Annotated in this window: 19 protein-coding genes and 1 tRNA gene; 8 read left to right on the top strand and 12 right to left on the bottom strand. The window is 72.9% G+C overall.

Annotation, left to right across the window (positions count from 1 at the left end; genetic code table 11):
• The first annotated feature begins 13 nt into the window (after positions 1 to 13).
• From H508_RS0104925 to H508_RS0104915, 3 genes are all read left to right on the top strand, one after another.
• Positions 14 to 87 (top strand) — tRNA-Ile (locus tag H508_RS0104925).
• Between the two features lie 112 nt (positions 88 to 199).
• Positions 200 to 655 carry a hypothetical protein gene (locus tag H508_RS0104920; RefSeq protein WP_026373253.1) on the top strand — a complete coding sequence of 152 codons (456 nt, stop codon included), beginning with the start codon at positions 200 to 202 and terminating at the stop codon, positions 653 to 655.
• Positions 656 to 800: 145 nt separating this feature from the next.
• Entirely contained in the window at positions 801 to 1826 is a 1026-nt protein-coding gene (locus H508_RS0104915; RefSeq protein WP_026373252.1) for an NADPH:quinone reductase, read from the top strand.
• Positions 1827 to 1835: 9 nt separating this feature from the next.
• On the opposite strand, the gene H508_RS14605 is transcribed toward H508_RS0104915, so the two are convergent.
• Genes H508_RS14605 through H508_RS0104900 form a run of 3 tightly spaced genes read right to left on the bottom strand, consistent with a single transcriptional unit; the run spans position 1836 to position 3958 of the window.
• The gene (locus H508_RS14605) at positions 1836 to 2648 is read right to left on the bottom strand and encodes a hemerythrin domain-containing protein (RefSeq protein ID WP_084155129.1); all 813 of its coding nucleotides are present in this window, start codon (positions 2646 to 2648) and stop codon (positions 1836 to 1838) included.
• 12 nt (positions 2649 to 2660) lie between these two features.
• Positions 2661 to 3356 carry a 4a-hydroxytetrahydrobiopterin dehydratase gene (locus tag H508_RS0104905; protein WP_026373251.1) on the bottom strand — a complete coding sequence of 232 codons (696 nt, stop codon included), beginning with the start codon at positions 3354 to 3356 and terminating at the stop codon, positions 2661 to 2663.
• 29 nt (positions 3357 to 3385) lie between these two features.
• Positions 3386 to 3958, bottom strand: a complete 573-nt coding sequence (locus H508_RS0104900) for a TetR/AcrR family transcriptional regulator (protein ID WP_245569457.1) — start codon at positions 3956 to 3958, stop codon at positions 3386 to 3388.
• 28 nt (positions 3959 to 3986) lie between these two features.
• Between H508_RS0104900 and H508_RS0104895 the strand changes: the two genes are divergently transcribed.
• On the top strand, positions 3987 to 5171 hold the full coding sequence (locus H508_RS0104895) for an MFS transporter (protein ID WP_084155127.1): 1185 nt from the start codon (positions 3987 to 3989) through the stop codon (positions 5169 to 5171).
• Between the two features lie 39 nt (positions 5172 to 5210).
• Positions 5211 to 6050: a phosphatase PAP2 family protein gene (locus H508_RS0104890; protein WP_051222765.1), complete on the top strand. Its 840-nt coding sequence runs from the start codon at positions 5211 to 5213 to the stop codon at positions 6048 to 6050.
• Here the strand turns inward: H508_RS0104890 and H508_RS14600 are convergent.
• Entirely contained in the window at positions 6001 to 7365 is a 1365-nt protein-coding gene (locus H508_RS14600) for an APC family permease (RefSeq protein WP_051222763.1), read from the bottom strand. The two genes, H508_RS0104890 and H508_RS14600, sit on opposite strands and share 50 nt — an antisense overlap.
• Before the next feature lie 64 nt (positions 7366 to 7429).
• Between H508_RS14600 and H508_RS0104880 the strand changes: the two genes are divergently transcribed.
• Entirely contained in the window at positions 7430 to 8503 is a 1074-nt protein-coding gene (locus tag H508_RS0104880) for an alanine racemase (protein WP_026373247.1), read from the top strand.
• 17 nt (positions 8504 to 8520) lie between these two features.
• Here the strand turns inward: H508_RS0104880 and H508_RS16610 are convergent, their stop codons facing one another.
• Both H508_RS16610 and H508_RS0104870 read right to left on the bottom strand, forming a co-directional pair.
• Positions 8521 to 9333, bottom strand: a complete 813-nt coding sequence (locus tag H508_RS16610) for an LLM class flavin-dependent oxidoreductase (RefSeq protein WP_051222761.1) — start codon at positions 9331 to 9333, stop codon at positions 8521 to 8523.
• Positions 9334 to 9381: 48 nt separating this feature from the next.
• Positions 9382 to 9573, bottom strand: coding sequence for a hypothetical protein (locus tag H508_RS0104870; RefSeq protein WP_035254139.1), 192 nt, complete (start codon positions 9571 to 9573; stop codon positions 9382 to 9384).
• A gap of 32 nt (positions 9574 to 9605) precedes the next feature.
• On the opposite strand from H508_RS0104870, the gene H508_RS14590 reads away from it, so the two are divergent.
• Together H508_RS14590 and H508_RS0104860 are read left to right on the top strand one after the other, a co-directional pair.
• Complete coding sequence (locus H508_RS14590; protein ID WP_051222759.1) at positions 9606 to 10442, top strand: DUF1684 domain-containing protein; 837 nt, start codon at positions 9606 to 9608, stop codon at positions 10440 to 10442.
• Between the two features lie 466 nt (positions 10443 to 10908).
• Positions 10909 to 11436, top strand: coding sequence for a DUF3145 family protein (locus H508_RS0104860; protein ID WP_245569456.1), 528 nt, complete (start codon positions 10909 to 10911; stop codon positions 11434 to 11436).
• A 59-nt stretch (positions 11437 to 11495) separates the two neighbouring features.
• Here the strand turns inward: H508_RS0104860 and H508_RS0104855 are convergent, their stop codons facing one another.
• The 6 genes from H508_RS0104855 to aceE all read right to left on the bottom strand — a co-directional run bounded on the left by H508_RS0104855 (position 11496) and on the right by aceE (position 18988).
• A complete protein-coding gene (locus H508_RS0104855; RefSeq protein ID WP_026373244.1) occupies positions 11496 to 12731 on the bottom strand; it encodes a beta-ketoacyl-[acyl-carrier-protein] synthase family protein in 1236 nt (411 codons plus the stop codon).
• 63 nt (positions 12732 to 12794) lie between these two features.
• Positions 12795 to 13046, bottom strand: a complete 252-nt coding sequence (locus H508_RS0104850; protein ID WP_021011716.1) for an acyl carrier protein — start codon at positions 13044 to 13046, stop codon at positions 12795 to 12797.
• A gap of 36 nt (positions 13047 to 13082) precedes the next feature.
• Positions 13083 to 14096 carry a beta-ketoacyl-ACP synthase III gene (locus H508_RS0104845; protein WP_035254137.1) on the bottom strand — a complete coding sequence of 338 codons (1014 nt, stop codon included), beginning with the start codon at positions 14094 to 14096 and terminating at the stop codon, positions 13083 to 13085.
• Positions 14093 to 15013, bottom strand: a complete 921-nt coding sequence (locus H508_RS0104840; protein ID WP_026373242.1) for an ACP S-malonyltransferase — start codon at positions 15011 to 15013, stop codon at positions 14093 to 14095. Before H508_RS0104840 ends, H508_RS0104845 begins: the two co-directional genes overlap by 4 nt.
• A gap of 5 nt (positions 15014 to 15018) precedes the next feature.
• Positions 15019 to 16182, bottom strand: a complete 1164-nt coding sequence (locus H508_RS0104835; protein WP_084155207.1) for a PucR family transcriptional regulator — start codon at positions 16180 to 16182, stop codon at positions 15019 to 15021.
• Between the two features lie 88 nt (positions 16183 to 16270).
• The gene (aceE, locus tag H508_RS0104830; RefSeq protein ID WP_026373240.1) at positions 16271 to 18988 is read right to left on the bottom strand and encodes a pyruvate dehydrogenase (acetyl-transferring), homodimeric type; all 2718 of its coding nucleotides are present in this window, start codon (positions 18986 to 18988) and stop codon (positions 16271 to 16273) included.
• Positions 18989 to 19113: the final 125 nt, after the last annotated feature.

Here is a 19113-nt window from a genome sequence, read left to right as displayed (position 1 = left end):
GCCTCGCGCCCGAGGGGCGGTAGCTCAGCTGGTCAGAGCAGGGGACTCATAATCCCTCGGTCACGGGTTCAAGTCCCGTCCGCCCTACGAGGAGCATTCGGGCAGAGCCCGCGATGGGCGGCCCCTCGTGCAACACTCTCCTCGGAGCGACGAGCACCCCAGCGCGGCCGCCCGATCGTCCCTCTCGAGAGGCTCGTCTATGCGACGCACGCTCGCTGCGCTCACCATCAGCGCCGCCGCAGCGGTCGGACTCACCGGCTGCGTCATCATCCCGCCGTTCGCCGACCCGTTCAGCTACGGCTTCGTCGGCGGCTACGGCCCCTACGACCCGTCGAGCGACGAAGAGTTTGCCCCGGCCGAGGAGGAGATGTATCAGGAGGAGCACCGCACGTGGGAGCGGGACTTCGCCGCCTCCGTCGGCGAAGAGCTCCGCCTGATCGGCTCGGAGCTGCCGCCCGCCGAGGGCGAGCCGATGGAAGCGTTCCGGCACGTCGTCATCGGCGCCGGCTACCAGTGGTGCGACCGCCTCTACATCGACGAGGAGCGAAGGGGCGACGCCGACGAGCACGCCGAGCAGGCTGAGCTCTACGGCTGGACTGCCGACGAGTACCGCGTCATCGCCGAGGCTGCGGAGGCCGAGCTGTGCGGCATGTGATCCGGGGTCGGCGCCGCGATCGCTGTCGTCGCGCCTCATTCGCGCACCTCTGCCAGAAGCGCGGGCACTGAGCGGCGGACCTCTCCCACGGCGACCTGGCACTGGCCAGGGGAATGCTCGCGGCCGCTCGCACCTTGCACCCCTCATGCGAGCCATCGTCTACTCCCGCCCCGGACCCTCGTCGGTCCTCGAGCTCAACGACCGCGAGCCCGGTGTGCCGGGCCCGGATGAGGTGCGAGTCCGTGTCGCCGTGTCGGGCGTCAATCCGACCGACTGGAAGGCGCGCGCGGGCAGCAGGCCGCTCGAGTTCGCAGAGGTCGTCCCGAACCAGGACGGCGCCGGCGTCGTCGATGCCGTCGGCTCGGGCGTCGTGGGGCTGCGGGTCGGCGATCGCGTGTGGATCCACCTCGCCGCCCACCAGCGACCGACGGGGACCGCGCAGGACCTCACGGTGGTGCCGGCAGACCGCGTCGTCCGCCTGCCCGACGGCATCGACTTCGATGTCGCGGCCAGCTTGGGCGTTCCCGCGATGACCGCCCACCGCGCGCTGACCGTGCACGAGCGCGGGCCTGCACGGCTAGCACCGGGCTCGCTCGACGGGCGCATGGTGCTCGTGCAGGGCGGGGCAGGAGCCGTCGGCCATGCCGCGATCCAGCTGGCGGTGTGGGCCGGTGCGACCGTGATCGCCACGGTCAGCAGCGACGAGAAGGCAGCGCTCGCTCGTGCGGCGGGTGCCCATCACGTCCTCCAGTACCCGGATGCCGAGCTCGCGGCCAAGGTGCGCGCCATCGCGCAGCGCGGCGTCGACCACATCGTCGAGGTCGCGCTGGCGCAGAACGCCGAGCTCGACGTCGAGGTGCTCGCCAACCACGGCAGCATCGCGTACTACGCGAACAACAACGGCGATGACTTCACCGTCCCGATCGCGGCGAGCTTCGCGAAGAACGCGCGCTGGCAGGGGCTGCTGCTCTACACCGTGGGGCGCGAAGCGCTCGCCGCAGCCGCGGAGGACATCACGGCCGCGCTCGAAGCGGGCGCCCTGCCCGTGGGCGAGGCCGCCGGGCTGCCGCTGACGTGGTTCCCGCTCGAGGAGACGGCAGCCGCGCACGACGCCGTCGAGGGCGGCGTCACGGGTAAGGTGCTCATCGCGGTCTCTGGCGACCTGCGCTGACCGAGAGCGCTACGACGCCCGGCGGCGTCGTCCGCGCCGACGGCTGAGCACGATCGGCACCGCGACGGCGGCCACGAGCGCCCCGCCGAGGAGCCCCCAGGGCACACCGGGCTTCCCGTCGACGCGCGTCGACGGATCCTCGCCGTGCCGCATCGCGGGGGAGTGCTCGATGGCATGCGCCGCGCGCGTCAGGGCGTCCGTCACGGCATGGAGCGCTCCCTCGGCGGAGCCGGCGCCGCGCAGGCGGATCGCGTCGAGGCGGTCGCGCGAGCGGTCGAGCACCGAGAGCGGCAGCGCGGCGATCACGTTTCCCGGCGGACGTCGCGCGACGATCGGATGCGCCCTCGTCGGAGCCACTCGGCTCACGACCTCCCACGCGATGCCGAGCAGTCGGAGCTCGCGCTCGGAGACCCGCTCCTGCAGGCGCGGGAACAGCTCGTCCTCCTCGTCGCGCACGTCCTCGCGCAGCACCTCGTCGAGCCGCTCGAGCGCGGCCTGCCGCTCGGGCGAGCCGAGCTCGAGGTCCTCGAGCCGAGTGACGAGCTCGTTGACCTCCTGGTGCTCCTGCTCGACCTGCAGGGTCAGTTCCTCGCCGTCGGGCAGCACGCGGCGCATGACGGGCCACAGCACCGACTCCTCGGCGAACGCGTGCGGGAAGACGAGCCGGTAGAGCTCGAGCAGCGCGGGCAGCTGCTCCTCGTGCGACGACTCGCGCAAGCGGTGCAGCAGCTGGTCGAGCCGCACGTGATCGCTCTTCTGGCGCGAGAGGACGCTAATGCGCCCGCCCAGCTCGGCGACGCTCTGATCGGCGACAGACCGCATGGCTGCTCCTCGCTATCGCTTGACGGCCGAGGGGTCGACGCAGACCACGCCGCGATTGCCCTCGGGATCGGCGATGACCGTGAGCCACGGCGCCTTGCTGTCGTCGACGACCGTGCCGCCGGCCGCGACCGCGGCGGCGATGCGCTCGGGGCCGACTTCGGGCGCGACGTAGACCTCGATGTGGAAGCGCTGGCCGCCGTCCGCGGCGTCCCCGAACCAGAGGTTCGGGACGCGGCCCGTGCGGTCGCGGATCTCGTCGCTCGGTGAGCCGAGCCCCTGGGAGCCGGGGTCGCCGGTCAGCAGCGCCGCCCACACCGGGGCGACCGTCGCCGACGCCGCGGCGTCGAGGCCGAGCTCGATCGCCGTCACCGCAGCCGGCTCGGCTCGGAGCCCCCGCTCGGCGCCGATCTCGGTGATCCGCTGCGCGAGATCGAGGTCCTGCTGCGTCACCCACTGCACGACGTGCTCGGCGCCCGTGTCGTCGCGGTAGATCGCGTCGTCGCTGATGAGCTTCAGGTCGACGTGCCCGTCGCCGATCGTCGCGCTCGGATGGTGCCCGAGCGCGTCGGCCGCCTCGGCGACCTCGCCGACGAACCGCGCGCCGGCGGCGAAGCCGTCGACGAGGTAGCGAGCGTGCAGGCCCTGCGCGAGCTTGCGCCAATCGGCCAGCTCCGCCGCCGCGATCTGCTCTCCCGACAGCATGTCCATGCGACCTCCCTCGGTCAGCGGCAACGCTCTCAGAGCGCGGGAGCCTGCGCAATGGCCGCGATGACCGCGTGCGCGACGCGGCGGGCTGTCGCGCTCGACTGCGACGGGTCGCGCAGGCGCATCGCGAGGTGCCCGCTGATGACGAGCAGCAGCGACTCGGCGAGCTCGTGCTCGAGCCCGGGGGCGACGTCGGCCGCGAGGCGCTCGAGGCGGATGCGGAAGGCCTCCGTGTCGGCGCGGACGGCCGCCGCGACCTCCTCGTCGGCATCCACGTGCTCGGCGGCGGCCCCGAGGAACGCGCACCAGCGCGCGGAGTCGCGCTCGGCGCGGAAGTCGTCGAGCGCGTCGAAGACGGCGAGCAGGCGTTCGGCCTCCGAGCCGGCGGCGTCGACCGCTGCGTCCCACGTCACGATCCACGCGCGCTCGCGGCGCTCGAGCGCCGCGGCGACGAGCGCCTCCTTGCTCGGGAAGCCGCGGTACATCGTCGCGGTCGACACGCCGGCGCGCGCGATCACGGCGTCCACCGGCGTCGCCGCGATGCCGCGCGAGAAGAACAGCTCCTCCGCGGCGTCGAGCATCCGATCCCGAGTGCTCTCGCGCATCCCCATGTCGTCACCCTAGACTGCCGAAGTGAAACGTGCGTTGTCGATTGGGACCAGCTCGCCGACCGCTCTCATCCCCGCGGGGGTCGTGCTCATCGCGGGCTCGTACGGGCTCGTGCGCTTCGGCTTCGGGCTGCTTCTGCCCGAGATGCAGGCCGAGCTCGGCCTCGACGACGCGACCGCCGGCGTCGTCTCCGCCGGCGCCTCCCTCGTGTACTGCGGCGGCGCGGCCGCGGGGTTCGTGCTCGCCTCGCGCCACGCCCGCTCGCTCGTCGTGGCCGCGGCGGCAGCGGCAGGCCTCGGCGGGGCAGGGATGGCGATCGCGACCGACGTCGCGATGCTCGCCATCGCCGCGATCGTGAGCTCCGCCGCGGCGGGGCTCGCGTCGCCCGCGCTCGTCGACGCCGTGCGGCGCAACGTGCCGCGCGACGGTCGGAGCTGGGCGCAGACGATCGTGAACGCGGGCACGGGCCCAGGGATCGTGGCCGCCGGCGCGCTGGCGCTCGTCGTGCTGCCCGACTGGCGCCTCGCGTGGTGGGTCGCCGCCGGCGTGACGGTCGCGTCCGCGATCGCGGTGCTCGCCGCCGATCGTCGGCGCCCGGCCGCGGAGGGTGCGCCGAGCGCGGTCCCCTCGCGCGAGTGGTTCGCCGGCCACCGCCGCCTCATCGCCGGTGCGGCGCTGCTCGGCATCGGCTCCGCGGCGATGTGGAACTACGCGCGCGTGCTGCTCGTGGACGCCGGGCTGGAGCCATCCGTCACCGTCGCGGCGTGGATCGCGCTCGGCGCGGGCGGCGCGGCGACGATCGCGACCGCGGGCTGGCTGAGCCGCCGCGCACCGCGGACGGCGTGGTCGCTCACGACCGCCGTCGCGGCGGCCGCCACGCTCGCGATCGCGCTCGCGCCCGGCTCGCAGGGCGTGGCGCTCGCGGCGAGCGCCGCGTTCGGCTGGGGCTACGTCGCTGGCAGCGGCGCGCTCATCGCGTGGACGGGAGAGCTCGAGCCGGAGCGAGCGCCGACGGGCACGGCGCTCCTGTTCATCGTGCTCGTGCTCGGGCAGGCGATCGGTGCCGCGCTCGCCGGTGCGCTCATCGGCGTGCTCGGCCACCTGCCCGCGTTCGCGCTCGCGGCCGCCGCGACGCTCGGCGCGTCGCTCCTCGGGGTGGCGCGCCGCCCAGCTCCGGCGCACAGCGGCTCGGGAGGACCCGCGCGCTAGCGTCGACGCACACGAGCGGGCGACGGCGAGGAGACGACGATGCGAGCGCAGGGCACGGCGGACGAGCATGGCACCACGGGGGAGAGGGTCCACGACGCCGGCCAGCCGGAGGTCGCGGTCGCGCGCTCGAGCTCGCCGATCGCGCGTGGGATCTCGGGCCTCGCGGCGAGGCTCGGCGAGCTCGTCGGCCCCTACGGCACGCTCATCCTCACGCTCGCGATCGGCGCGGTGATCGCGTTCGCGCTCGCCCTCGGCGCCGTCGGCGTCTACGACGCGGTCACCGACGAGGACGGCGTCGCGGGCATCGACCGCCCGCTGCTCGACGCCATCCTCACCATCCGGGATCCACAGGCGGATGCGCTCATCACGGGGTTCACGGACCTCGCGGGCACGATCGGCATGCCCCTCATCGCGATCGCGTCGCTCGCGATCCTGAGCCTCCGCCGCCGCTCGTGGACGCCGCTCGTGCTCGTCGTCGCGGCGGGGGCGGGCTCGCTGCTCATGACGGTCGCGGGCAAGGTGCTCATCGGCCGCGACCGCCCGCCGCTCACCGACGCCGTGCCGCCCTACGAGGTCTCGGCGTCGTTCCCGAGCGGGCACACGCTCAACGCGGTCGCGATCCTCGGCGTCATCGCCTACCTGCTCATCCTGCGGCGCCGCTCCGGATGGGCGCGCGCCGGCATCGTCGTGATCGCGGTGGTCGCGTCACTGCTCGTCGCGGCGAGCCGCGTCTACCTCGGGCACCACTGGGTGACCGACGTGGTGGCGGGATGGCTGCTCGGCGCTGCGTGGCTCGCGATCGTCATCACCGCCCATCGGCTCTACCTGCTCACTCGTCTCCGACACGATCAGCAGCGGGAGCGGGCTGCGGCGTCGTGATGCCGAACCGCGTCGCCGCGTAGGCGACGAGGCCGACCGCGATCGCGATCGCGCCGAGGAGCCACACGTGCGGCTCCTGCTGCGTGAGCAGCAGGACGCACGAGGCGATCCCGAGCACCGGCACGAAGGTCCAGACCCGGAAGTGCTCGCGCTCGACGTGCTCCCGGCGCAGCACGAGCACGGCGACGTTCGTGCTCAGGAAGACGAACAGCAGCAGCAGCACGACCGTCTCGGCGAGCGTGCCGAGGTCGCCGATGAAGGTGAGGCCGATCGCGATCGCGGTCGTCACGAGGATCGCGACCCACGGCGTGCGGCGCTTCGGCAGCACGCGGCCGAGCACCGAGGGCAGGAGCCCCTGCTCGGCCATGCCGTACGCGAGCCGGCTCGCCATGATCATCGTGAGCAGCGCGCCGTTCGCGACGGCGATCAGCGCGATGGCGCTGAAGACCCAGCCCGGCACGGCGAGGCCCGTCGCCTCGAAGACCTCGAGCAGCGGCGCGCTCGAGTCGGCGAGCTCCTCCGCCGGCATCGCGATCGAGCTCGCGAGCCCGACGAGCACGTACACGACGCCGGCGACGATGAGCGAGCCGAAGAGCGCGCGCGGGTAGACCCGGCGGGGGTTCCGCACCTCCTCGATGACGTTCGCGGAGGTCTCGAAGCCGACGAAGGAGTAGTAGGCGATGATCGCGGCCGACAGGGTCGCGAGCGCCGGGTTCACGCCCTCGGGGAACTCGCCGATTCGCGAGACGTCGCCACCCCCGCCGCCCATCATGAGCCCGACCGCGATGATGATGATCAGGAGGCCTGAGAGCTCGATGACCGTCATGACGACGTTGCTCGCCATCGACTCGCGGATGCCGCGCGCGTTGAGCGCCGCGACGAGCAGCAGGAAGATCGGCGCGGCCACGACCGCTGGCACCGGCACGAACTCGGCGAGGTAGTCGCCCGCGAACGCGAGCGCGAGGCCCGCGGCGCTCACGACGCCCGCGGCCATCATGCTGAAGCCGACGAGGAACGACACGATCGGGCTCTTGAACGCGCGCTGCGCGAAGACCGCCGCGCCGCCCGCCCGCGGGTACTTCGTGACGAGCTCGGCGTAGGAGCCGGCCGTCAGCAGGGCGAGGAACAGCGCGACGATGAGCGGCACCCACAGGGCCCCGCCGACCTCGGCGGCCATCGTGCCGGTGAGGGCGTAGACCCCGGCGCCGAGCACGTCGCCGAGGATGAACAGGAACAGCAGCGGTCCCGTGATGCCTCGCTTCAGCTTCGTGCTGATCTCGCCGTTCCTCGCCGCTGTCTGCTCGTCCAAGCTCATAGCCGAAGCCTAGGTCGGAGCCCCTGCGGGAACGCCGGGAGCGGCGGCCGATACGCTCCGAGGCATGGCACCCTCGACGCCCTATCTGGCGGTCGACCTCGAGCGGATGCAGGCGAACATCGCGCGCGCGGCGGAGGCGGCGACGGCGCGCGGCATCGCCCTGCGGCCGCACGCGAAGACGCACAAGACGATCGAGATCGGTCGGATGCAGGTGGCGGCCGGAGCGCACGGGCTCACGGTCGCGACGATCGGGGAGGCCGAGGTCTTCGCCGCCGCCGGGCTCGACGACCTCTTCATCGCGTTCCCGCTCTGGATCGACGGCGAGCGCGCGGCGCGGCTGAGCCATCTCGTCGCCGCGGGCGCCGCGATCTCGATCGGCGTCGACTCCGTCGAGGGCGCCGAGCGCATGGCGCGCGCCGGGCTCGCGGGCCGCGTCGCGGCGCGCGTCGAGGTCGACGTCGGCCATCACCGCTCCGGATGCGCGCCCGAGCGCGCGGGCGAGGTCGCCCTCGCGGCGGCGCGGGCCGGCATCGACGTGGAGGGCGTCTTCGCCTTCCCCGGGCACGCGTACGCGCCCGACGCGCGAGCGGTGGCGGCGCGGCACGAGGCATCGGGGCTCGGCGTCGCGGCGGAGGCGATGCGAGCGGCGGGCATCCACCCGGGGGTCGTGTCCGGCGGCTCGACGCCGAGCTTCGAGGCGGCGCTCGAGACGGATTCGCCCATCACTGAGCTGCGACCGGGCGTCAGCGTCTTCGGCGACGCGCAGCAGTGGGAGCTCGGCACGATCCCGCCGACCGCCATCGCGCTCACGGCGCATGCCACGGTCGTCTCGCACGCGGGCGGCCGGATGGTGCTCGACGCCGGCTCGAAGGTGCTCGGCCCGGATCGCGCGGCGTGGGCGAGCGGTCACGGTCGCCTCCTGGACGATCCGGATGCGCGGATCGTGCAGCTGAGCGAGCACCACGCCGTGGTCGAGCTGCCGGGTGAGCTGCCGCCGCTCGGCAGCCGCGTGCGCGTCGTGCCGAACCACGTCTGCATGGCCGTCAACCTCGTCGATGACCTTCACGTCTTCGACCGCGGCGATGACGAGCTGCCGTCGACCCGCTGGCGCGTCGCGGCCCGCGGCCGCAACGACTGACCGCTCAGGTAGATCGCTCAGGCGCCGAGCGAGCCGATCGTCTCGGCGAGCCGGAGGATGCCGTCGCCCGCGTCGATGCGGCCGCCCTGATCGAGCGCGAAGACCGGCACGCTCGTCGCGCCCGCGTCGGCGAGCGCGGCCACGACGTCCGTAACCTCGGCCGCCGACGCATCCGCTCGCACGCCGCGGAACTGCACGACTTCGAACGGCGCGTCGAGCGCGCGCTCGGCCCGCACGGCCAGGACCGTCCCGACCGCGGCGCGGGCCGACTCGGGCGTCGCATCGCCCGCGAGGATGACGCCGTCGCCGAGCTCGGCCGCGAGCGCGAGCGTCTTCGGCCGCTGCGCGCCGAGGTAGAGGGGCGGCCGAGCCGCGGGCGGCCAGCGCAGCTGCACGCGGTCGAGCTGCACGTAGCGGCCGCGCATGCTCACCTCGTCGCCGGCGAGCAGCTGCCGGAGCGCCTCCGTGTGCTCGCGCAGGAGCGTGAGGGGCGACTCGGCGCGCACGCCCGCCTGCCCCATCCACTCGAGCACCCCGTGGCCGACACCCGGCAGCACGCGGCCGGGCGCCATGCGCTCGAGCGTCGCGACCTCCATGGCCGTGAGCGCGACCGCGCGGAGCGGCACGGGCATGAGCCCGATGCCGACGCGCAGCCGCTCGGTCGCCGCGAGGAGCGCCGCCGCGGTCGCCGAGCCCGACTCGGCGAAGCAGTCCTCCCACACCCACACCTCGTCGACGCCGGCCCCCTCCGCGGCGCGGGCGATCGGGACGAAGCGCTCGGGCGCGACGTCGGGAGGGATGATGAGGCTCAGCTGCGGCATCGGGTCCATGGCCTCACGCTAGGCGGTCGCGCCGACACGCGAGCGATGGGCTTCCGCTCAGGGACCGAAGCGGTAGCTGCCAGCGTCGTAGCGGTACCCGATCTCGTGAGACGCGATGAGCACGCCGTTGGTCCAGCGATCCTGGACCTCCTTCGCGAACCGGTCGGCTGCCGTCTCGTCGTCGAAGACGCCGAGCACCGTGTTGTCGGGTGACTCGTCGTGCTGGACGATCCAGATGCGCTGCGCCATGCCGCGAGCATAGGGATCGATAGGCTTGAGGCATGACCGACGCCGCCGTCACGAGCCCCGACACCACCGTGCCCGAGTCGCACCTCGCCTTCCGCCGCAAGCGCGACGCGAGCGTGCGCGGCCCGCAGGGCGCCGTCGCCCTCGTCGCCACCGCGTGGGTCGCGGAGTCGACCGAGATCGAGGGCGTGCCGGGCACGTGGGCGCCCTCGCCCGCGGGTGACGGGCTGCAGGTGACGGCGGATGCGTCGGCCGAGATCGTCGTGGACGGCCAGCTCGTCGACGGGGCGGCGATCGTCTACAGCCACGACTCGATGACGCCGAGCTCCGTGCGCTTCGACGACCGCCGGACCGCGTTCGTGATCGGTCCCGACTTCCACGGCCGGTTCGCGCTGCGCGTGTGGGATGCCGAGGCGGCCGAGGAGCGCGGCTTCGACGGTATCTCGACCTACGACTACGACCCCGCGTGGGTCAAGCAGGGCACGTTCGAGCCCGTCGAGGGCGGCGTCGCCTTCGAGTACGGCAAGTCGCAGGGCGGCTCGATGCGGCAGGGCGTCTCGCCCGGCACGATCCGCTTCGAGCACGAGGGCGCCGAGGTCGAGCTCGTCGCGCTCCCGGACGGCGACAGCCTGCAGATCGTCTTCGCCGACGCGACGACGGGGCAGGCGACCTACGACGTCGGCCGCTTCCTGTTCGTCAAGCCGCGGCAGGACGGCACCGTCGAGCTCGACTTCAACCGCGCGATCGTGCCGCCGTGCGCGATGAGCGACCAGTTCAACTGCCCGCTGCCGCCGGCGGGCAACCGCCTCGCCTTCCCGATCGAGGCGGGCGAGCAGCGGCCGATCTTCGCGGAGTCCGCGCCGGCCGAGTAGCCGCCGCCGGCACCATCCGTCGGTCGAGTAGCCGCCGCACCCTCGGTGGTCGAGTAGCCGCCGCACCCTCGGTGGTCGAGTAGCCGCCGCCCCCTCGTCGGTCGAGTAGCCGCCGCCCCCTCGTCGGTCGAGTAGCCGCCGCAGGCGGCGTATCGAGACCGATCGCGCCCGTCTCGATACGCGCGCTTCGCGAGCTACTCGACGAACGGGTGGCTGGGCGACGCTTCGCGCGCTACTCGACGAACGGGTGGCTGGGCGACGCTTCGCGCGGTGCTCGACGAACGGGTGGCTGGGCGACGCTTCGCGCGGTGCTCGACGAGCGGTCGATGGGTGACGCCACGCGCGGTGCTCGACGATCCGCGACGAATGACACGCTTGGAGTTCGCAGCCCGCGTGTGCCACACTCGAGGCATCGACTCGGGCTCGTTCGACCGATGGGGAAGTCGCATCGAACGAGGGAGAGACGATGACTGCTGCGAACATGCTCAGGCGACGTCCCGCGACCACCGCGGGGGTCGTCTGGATCCACGCGTCCCAGCGCGCCATGCGCACCCACCTCGAGTGGGCGATCGGCCAGGCCGTGGGCGACGCGCTGCGCTTCGTGTGGCAGCCGCAGCCCGCCGAGCCCGGCGCCGAGCGCACCGAGGTGCACTGGACGGGCCCGGTCGGCACCGGCGCGTCGATCGCGAGCGCCCTCGCCGGCTGGCGCGACGTGCGCTTCGAGGTGACGGAGGACCCCACGCCGGGCAGCGACGGCATGCGCTGGATGCACACGCCGCAGCTCGGCATCGCCGCGCGCCGCATCGACGCCGCCGGTTCCCTGCTTGTGCCGGAGGACCGCATCCGCAGCGCGATCGAGGCCGCCGGCCCCGACTCGCGCGCGCTCCTCGCCGAGCTCGACGAGGCGATGGCCGGCCCGTGGGACCGCGACCTCGAGGGCTACCGCCACGCCTCCGACGCATCGCCCGTCGCGTGGCTGCACCGCGTCGGCTGACGCGCCCAGCACGATGAGGCCCCCGTTGCGAGCAGCGGGGGCCTCGGCGCTTCGCGGGCTCAGACCGAGCGGATCGCGATGACGGCGTTGTGGCCGCCGAAGCCGAACGAGTTCGACACCGCGAGCTGCGGCTCGTCGCCGAGCGGCATCGGGGCGCCCGAGATGCGCAGCGGCGCGTCGGGGTCCTGCTCCGTGACGTTGATCGTCGGCGGTGCCTGGCGCTCCTGCACCGCGAGCGCGGTGAAGATCGCCTCGAGCGCGCCCGTGCCGCCGAGCAGGTGGCCGTGGGCCGCCTTCGTCGCCGAGACGGGGATCTCGCGCACGCGCTCGCCGAACACGCGCTCGAGCGCGCGCACCTCGGCGACGTCGCCGACGGGGGTCGACGTCGCGTGCGCGTTGATGTGCGTGACCTCGTCGGGCGTCGCACCCGCGGCCTCGAGCGCCATGTGCACCGCACGGCTTGCGCCGAGGCCCTCGGGCTCGGGCGCGGTGATGTGGTACGAATCGGCCGTGACGCCGCCGCCGGCGAGCTCGGCGTAGATCTTCGCGCCGCGTGCGAGCGCGTGCTCCTCGGTCTCGACGACGAGCACGGCGGCGCCCTCGCCCATGACGAACCCGTCGCGGGCGATGTCGTAGGGGCGGGAGGCGGTGGCCGGGTCGTCGTTGCGGCGCGAGAGCGCCTGCATCGACGAGAACGCGGCGAGCGTCAGCGGGTGGATCGCCGACTCGCTGCCGCCGGCGAGCACGACGTCGGCGAGGCCCGCCTGCAGGTGCTCGTAGGCGTTCACGAGCGCCTCGGTGCTCGAGGCGCACGCGGCGGCGACGGTCCGCGCGTAGGCGCGCGCCTGGAAGTGCATCGAGATCGCGGCCGACGGCGCGTTGGGCATGAGCATCGGCACCGTCATGGGCAGCACTCGCCGGGGGCCGCGCTCGCGCAGCGTGTCCCAGGCGTCGAGCAGCGTCCAGAGGCCGCCGATGCCGGTCGAGAAGTCGACGCCGAGGCGCTCGGGGTCGATCTCAGGAGAGCCGGCGTCTGCGAACGCCTCCTTCGCGGCGACGAGCGCGAGCTGGCTCGAGGGGTCGAGGCGCTTCGCGACCGGGCGCTCGAGCACCGTGTCAGGGCGCACCTTCGCCTCGGCGGCGAACGTGACGGGCAGCTGCAGCTCCTGGACCCACTCGTGCTCGAGCGAGCGCGCGCCGGACTCGCCGGCGAGCAGCGCCTGCCAGCTCTCGCGAGCGGTGCCGCCGATGGGCGACGTGGCGCCGATGCCGGTGATGACGATCTTCTTCGTCATGCCTCTCCTCACAGATCGCGCGTGCGGCCGGTCGACCCGGCCGCACGCGCAGTCGAACAGGCCTCAGGCAGCCTGGGCGTTCGTGATGTAGTCGACCGCGTCCTGGACGGTCTTGAGGTTCTTGACCTCGTCGTCCGGGATCTTGACGTCGAACTTCTCCTCGGCGTTCACGACGATGGTCATCATCGAGATCGAGTCGATGTCGAGGTCGTCGGTGAACGACTTCTCGAGCTGGACGTTCTCGGTAGCGATGCCGGTCTCGTCGTTCACGAGGTCGGCGAGCCCTGCGAGGACCTCGTCCTTGGTGTAGGCCACGGGATGTCTCCTTCTGTCGGTCGGACGGGTTGAAGTCTAGGGGAGGACCACGACCTGGGCGCCGTACACGAGACCGGCGCCGAAGCCGATCTGCAGCGCCAGGCCGCCCGAGAGCTCGGGGTGCTCCTCGAGGATGCGGTGCATCGCGAGCGGGATGGATGCCGCCGAGGTGTTGCCGGTCGTCGCGATGTCGCGGGCGATCACGACCGACTCGGGCAGCTTCAGCTGCTTCGCGAACTCGTCGATGATGCGCATGTTCGCCTGGTGGGGGATGAACGCGGCGAGGTCGCCGGGCTCGATGCCGGCGGCGTCGAGCGCCTCGCGCGCCTTCTTCGCCATCTCCCACACGGCCCAGCGGAAGACCTTCTGGCCGTCCTGGCGGAGCGTCGGCCACGCGGCGCCCTCGCGCATCGAGCCGAGCGTGTTGGTCATGCGGATGGTGTCCCACTGGCCGCCGTCGGAGCCCCACACGGAGGGGCTGATGCCGGGCTCGTCGGAGGGGCCGATGACGACGGCGCCCGCGCCGTCGCCGAGCAGGAAGCTGATGGAGCGGTCGGTCGGGTCGACGATCTCGGAGAGCTTCTCGACGCCGACGACGAGCACGTGCTCGGCCATGCCGCTGCGCACGAGCGCGTCGGCCTGGGCGACGCCGTAGGCATAGCCGGCGCACGCGGCCGAGATGTCGAACGCGGGTGCCGGGGTCGCGCCGATGCGCTCGGTGAGGAGCGCCGCCATCGAGGGCGTCTGGACCGTGTTGCTGATGGTCGAGACGATCACCGCGTCGATCTTCGCGCCGTCGATGCCGGCGCGCTCGAGCGCCTCCTTCGCGGCCGTCTCGGCGAGGTCGACGGCCTCGATGCCCTCGGATGCGCGCACGCGGCTGATGATGCCGGTGCGCTGCCGGATCCACTCGTCGGAGGAGTCGATCGGGCCGACGAGGTCGTCGTTGGGCACCTCGCGGTCACCGCGCGCGGCGCCGACGGAGAGGATGCGTGCCCCGGCGCGGGTGGGAAGGCTCGACAGGTTGGGCTTGCCCGTGGTGCTCGTCATGCTGCGGCTCCGCTCTCCAGCAGCCGGGCGGCTGCCTCCAGGTCGTCGGGGGAGCTCACGCCGACCGCGGGCACGCCGCGCAGGCCGCGCTTCGCGAGGCCGACGAGGGCCCCCGCGGGCGCGAGCTCGATGATGCCGGTCACGCCCGCCTCCTGGAAGGCGGCCATGCACAGGTCCCAGCGCACGGGGCTCGAGAGCTGCCCGACGATGAGCTCGAGGAACTCCGCGCCGCGCTCGACGGCGCTGCCGTCGCGATTCGTCCACAGCGTCGTGGTCGGGTCGGCGGTCGGCGTGGATGCGGCCTTCGCGCGGAAGCGCTCGACGGCGGGCTCCATGAAGCTCGTGTGGAAGGCGCCGGCGGTCTGGAGCGGGATGACGCGAGCGCGCGCGGGCGGCGCCTCGCCGAGCGCCTCGAGCGCGTCGAGCGGGCCGGCGACGACGATCTGGCCGCCGCCGTTGTAGTTCGCCGGCTGGAGGCCGAGCTCGGCGAGCCGCGTCTCGAGCTCCATCTCATCGGCGCCGATCACGGCCGCCATGCCCGTGGGGGTCTGCGCGGCCGCATCCGCCATCGCGCGCGAGCGCTCGCCGACGAGCGCCATCGCATCCTCGGCCTCGAGCACGCCCGCGGCGACCGCGGCGGTGATCTCGCCCACGGAGTGGCCCGCGACGCCGCTCGCGAGGCTCGCGCGCTCGCCGAGGGCGTCGAGCGCGAGGATGCCCGCGGCGACGATGAGCGGCTGGGCGACGCGCGTGTCGCGGATCGTGTCGGCGTCGCTCACGGTGCCGTGCTCGATGAGGTCGATGCCCGCGGCCTCGCCGAGCGCGGCGAGCCGCGCCCTCGCGCCGGGCAGCTCGAGCCAGGGGGAGAGGAAGCCGGGCTTCTGGGAGCCCTGCCCGGGAGCGACGATGACGATCACGTCGTTCATCCTCCCACCGTCCCCTTGCCCGAGGAGGCATGGCGGCTCGGCTGCGGCGGCCGCTGGGCGCGCTCGCGCGAGGCGTCGTGGATCGCGCCGAGGATGATCGCGGTGTGCAGGGCGAGCGCCTCGCGAGCACCCGTCGCGTCCCAGCCGATGATCTCGCTGATGCGCTTCAGCCGATAGCGCACGGTGTTGGGGTGCACGAAGAGCTCTCGCGCTGTCGCCTCGAGCGAGCGGCCGGTGTCGAGGTAGCACGCGAGCGTCGCGAGCAGGTCGGAGGAGTGGTCGCGCAGCGGCTGGTAGACGGTGCGCACGAGCTGTTGGCGGGCGAGCGGATCGCCGGCGAGCGCGCGCTCGGGCAGCAGGTCGTCGGCGCGTACCGGCCGCGGCGTGCGCCGCCACGCGTCGGCGACCGCGAAGCCCGCCAGTGCGGCCTTCGCGCTCCTCGCCGCGTCGGTGATGCCCGGCACCGCGGGGCCGAGCACGAGGTGCCCCTCGCCGAAGCCCTCCGCGAGCTGCGCGGCGATCGCGAGGAACTCGATCGGCTCCGGCTCGCGCTCGTCCTCGCTCGCGGCCTCGCGGCCGATGACGACGACCAGCCGGGTGCCCTGCACCCCGACCAGCACGTCGCATCCGGCATGCCTCGCCTTCCGGCGCACGACGTCGACGTCGAGGATGCGCGGGGCGACGCCCACGAGCACGGCGCACTCGCCCCGGCCGTGCCAGCCGAGCGCGGCCGAGCGGCTCGGGAGCTCGTCGTCGTGCTCGCCCGTGAGGATCGAGTCGACCACGAGCGCCTCGAGGCGCGCGTCCCACAGCCCGCGCGACTCCGCGGCGCGCGCGTAGACGTCGGCGGCCGCGAACGCGATCTCGCGCGAGTAGCGCAGGATCGGCTCGCGCATCGCCGGGTCGGCGTCGCCGATGCGCTCCTCGAAGACCGACACGACGGTGCGGATGAGCTGCAGCGTCTGCTGCAGGCTCACGCTGCGCAGCAGCTCGCGCGGCGCGGCCGCGAAGACGTCAGCCGCGATCCACGGCTGCGCCTCCGGGTCCTCGTGCCACGCGATGAACGACGTGATGCCCGATTGCGCGACGAGGCCGACGGCGCTCCGCCGGGAGGGCGGCATCGTCCGGTACCACGGCAGCCGGTCGTCGAGCGCGCGCATCACTTGCGTCGCGAGGTCGCCGGAGGTGCGGCGCAGCCACGCGAGCTGCTGCGCCTTCAGCTCGGCGTCAGCGGTCAGCGGCGGCCGCCTAGGAGTCGCCGCCGACGGTGCCGGACATGCCCGCGTTCACGTCGTGGATGCTGTACTTCGCGATCGCCTGCTGCACCATGCCGAGCGGCACCTTGCCCTGCTTCGCGAGCGCGTCGAGCGCGCGCACGACCACGGAGTGGCTGTCGATCTTGAAGAAGCGGCGAGCCGCGGCGCGGGTGTCGGCGAAGCCGAAGCCGTCGGCGCCGAGCGTCGCGTAGTCGCCCGGGACCCACTCGCGGATCTGGTCGGGCACCGCGCGCATGTAGTCGCTCGTCGCGACGAACGGGCCGTCGGCCTCCGACAGGCGCTGCGTGACGTATGGCACCTTCGCGGGCTCCTGCGGGTGCAGGAGGTTGTGCTCGTCGGCCTCGAGGCCGTCGCGGCGCAGCTCGCTCCACGACGTGACCGACCAGATGTCGGCCGAGATGCCCCAGTCGGTGCCGAGGATCTCCTGCGCGTGGTGGAGCCACGGCAGGGCGACGCCCGAGCCGAGCAGCTGCACCTTGATCGGGTGGTGGTCGCTCGTCGAGACGCGGTGGATGCCGCGGCGGATGCCCTCGACGTCGACGCCCTCGGGCTCGGCGGGCTGCACCATCGGCTCGTTGTAGACCGTCAGGTAGACGATGACGTCCTCGGGAGCCTCGCCGTACATCCGCTCGATGCCCATCTGCGTGATGTGGGCGATCTCGTAGCCGTAGGCGGGGTCGTAGGCGAGCACCGCGGGGTTCGTCGACGCGAGGAGCGGCGAGTGGCCGTCGGCGTGCTGCGTGCCCTCGCCCGCGAGCGTCGTGCGGCCGGCGGTCGCGCCGATGAGGAAGCCGCGCGCCATCTGGTCGGCGGCGGCCCAGATCGAGTCGCCGGTGCGCTGGAACCCGAACATCGAGTAGAAGACGTAGATAGGGATGAGCGGCTCGCCGTGCGTCGAGTACGACGTCGCGGCGGCGGTGAACGCGGCCATCGCGCCGGCCTCGTTGATGCCGACGTGCACGATCTGCCCGTCGGGCGCTTCGCGGTACTTCAGCAGCAGGTCGCGGTCGACCGACGTGTAGTTCTGGCCCTGCGGGTTGTAGATCTTCGCGGTCGGGAAGAACGCGTCGATGCCGAACGTGCGGGCCTCGTCGGGGATGATCGGCACGAAGCGGTCGCCCCAGCCCTTGTCGCGCAGCAGGTCCTTCAGCAGGCGCACGAAGGCCATCGTCGTGGCGACCTGCTGCTTGCCCGAGCCCTTCTTGGGCATGTCGTAGGTCTTGTCCTCGGGCAGCGGGATGATCGTGTGCTTCGAGCGGCGCTCGGGCGTGAAGCCGCCGAGCTCGCGCCGGCGCTCGAGCATGTACTGGATCTCGGGGGAGTCCATGCCGGGGTTCCAGTACGGCGGGTGGTACGGGTCGCTCTCGAGCTGCTTGTCGGAGATGTCGATCTGCATCGCGTCGCGGAACGACTTGAGGTCGTCGAGCGTGAGCTTCTTCATCTGGTGGGTCGCGTTGCGGCCCTCGAAGCTCTTGCCGAGGCCGTAGCCCTTGATCGTCTTCGCGATGATGACGGTCGGCTGGCCCTTGTGCTCGGTCGCCGCCTTGTAGGCCGCGTAGACCTTCCGGTAGTCGTGGCCGCCGCGCTTGAGCGCCCAGATCTCGTCGTCGGTGAGGTGCTTGACCATCTCGAGCGTGCGGGGGTCGCGGCCGAAGAAGTGCTCGCGCACGAACAGCCCCGACTCCGCCTTGTACGTCTGGTAGTCGCCATCCGGCGTCGCGTTCATGAGGTCGCGGAGGGCGCCCTCGTGGTCCTGCTCGAGCAGCGCATCCCACTCACGGCCCCAGATGACCTTGATGACGTTCCAGCCCGCCCCGCGGAAGAACGACTCGAGCTCCTGGATGATCTTGCCGTTGCCGCGGACCGGGCCGTCGAGGCGCTGGAGGTTGGCGTTGATGACGAAGTTGAGGTTGTCGAGGCCGTCGTTCGCGGCGAGCTGCAGCGCGCCGCGCGACTCGACCTCGTCCATCTCGCCGTCGCCGAGGAACGCCCACACCTGCGAGTCGAGCTCGCTCTTGATGCCGCGGTTGACGAGGTAGCGGTTGGCCTGCGCCTGGTAGATCGCGTTGATGGGGCCGAGGCCCATCGACACCGTCGGGAACTGCCAGAACTCGGGCATCATCCGCGGGTGCGGGTAGGAGGGGATGCCGTTGGGCGCCTTCGACTTCTCCTGGCGGAAGGCGTCCATCTGCGCCTCGCTCAGCCGGCCCTCGAGGAACGCGCGAGCGTACATGCCGGGGGAGGCGTGGCCCTGGTAGAAGATCTGGTCGCCGCCGCCGGGGGCGTCCTGGCCGCGGAAGAAGTGGTTGAGACCGACCTCGTAGAGCGACGCCGACGAGGCATAGGTCGAGATGTGGCCGCCGACGCCGATGCCGGGCGCCTGCGCGCGGTGCACCATGACGGCCGCGTTCCAGCGGATCCAGCGGCGGTACGTGCGCTCGAGCGCCTCGTCGCCGGGGAACTCGGCCTCCGCGTCGGGCGCGATGGTGTTGAGGTAGTCCGTCGTCGGGACCATCGGCACGCCGAGGTGCAGCTCCTTCGAGCGCTTGAGCAGGCTCAGCATGATCTCGCGCCCGCGCTGGTGGCCGTTCGCCTCGACGAGCTGCGTGAGCGACTCCTGCCACTCGGCGGTCTCGCTCGGGTCGGGGTCGTTCACGTGGGCCGAGTACGGGTCCTGGTCGTTCAGCACCGAAGCTCCTGACGTCGATTGGGCGCGTGCGCTCCTGGGTGGCGGGCGCAGCCCCTCCACTCTATCCACCGGGCGGTCCTCGACGAGCGCGCGCGGGAGCGCTCTGGCACGATGGTCGAGCGGAT

Source organism: Agrococcus lahaulensis DSM 17612 (assembly GCF_000425105.1).
Taxonomy (GTDB): domain Bacteria; phylum Actinomycetota; class Actinomycetes; order Actinomycetales; family Microbacteriaceae; genus Agrococcus; species Agrococcus lahaulensis.
This window is presented reverse-complemented; position numbering and strand designations above follow the sequence as displayed.

Coding starts and splice junctions, on each gene's coding strand:
- H508_RS0104880 (WP_026373247.1), top strand. CDS start 7,430: ATGGCACCCTCGACGCCCTATCTGGCGGTCGACCTCGAGCGGATGCAG.
- H508_RS14600 (WP_051222763.1), bottom strand. CDS start 7,365: ATGAGCTTGGACGAGCAGACAGCGGCGAGGAACGGCGAGATCAGCACG.
- H508_RS0104915 (WP_026373252.1), top strand. CDS start 801: ATGCGAGCCATCGTCTACTCCCGCCCCGGACCCTCGTCGGTCCTCGAG.
- H508_RS0104835 (WP_084155207.1), bottom strand. CDS start 16,182: ATGCGCGCGCTCGACGACCGGCTGCCGTGGTACCGGACGATGCCGCCC.
- H508_RS0104870 (WP_035254139.1), bottom strand. CDS start 9,573: ATGGCGCAGCGCATCTGGATCGTCCAGCACGACGAGTCACCCGACAAC.
- H508_RS0104900 (WP_245569457.1), bottom strand. CDS start 3,958: ATGCGCGAGAGCACTCGGGATCGGATGCTCGACGCCGCGGAGGAGCTG.
- H508_RS16610 (WP_051222761.1), bottom strand. CDS start 9,333: ATGGACCCGATGCCGCAGCTGAGCCTCATCATCCCTCCCGACGTCGCG.
- H508_RS14590 (WP_051222759.1), top strand. CDS start 9,606: ATGACCGACGCCGCCGTCACGAGCCCCGACACCACCGTGCCCGAGTCG.
- H508_RS0104855 (WP_026373244.1), bottom strand. CDS start 12,731: ATGACGAAGAAGATCGTCATCACCGGCATCGGCGCCACGTCGCCCATC.
- H508_RS0104890 (WP_051222765.1), top strand. CDS start 5,211: ATGCGAGCGCAGGGCACGGCGGACGAGCATGGCACCACGGGGGAGAGG.
- H508_RS0104920 (WP_026373253.1), top strand. CDS start 200: ATGCGACGCACGCTCGCTGCGCTCACCATCAGCGCCGCCGCAGCGGTC.
- H508_RS0104905 (WP_026373251.1), bottom strand. CDS start 3,356: ATGGACATGCTGTCGGGAGAGCAGATCGCGGCGGCGGAGCTGGCCGAT.
- H508_RS14605 (WP_084155129.1), bottom strand. CDS start 2,648: ATGCGGTCTGTCGCCGATCAGAGCGTCGCCGAGCTGGGCGGGCGCATT.
- H508_RS0104845 (WP_035254137.1), bottom strand. CDS start 14,096: ATGACGAGCACCACGGGCAAGCCCAACCTGTCGAGCCTTCCCACCCGC.
- H508_RS0104860 (WP_245569456.1), top strand. CDS start 10,909: ATGACTGCTGCGAACATGCTCAGGCGACGTCCCGCGACCACCGCGGGG.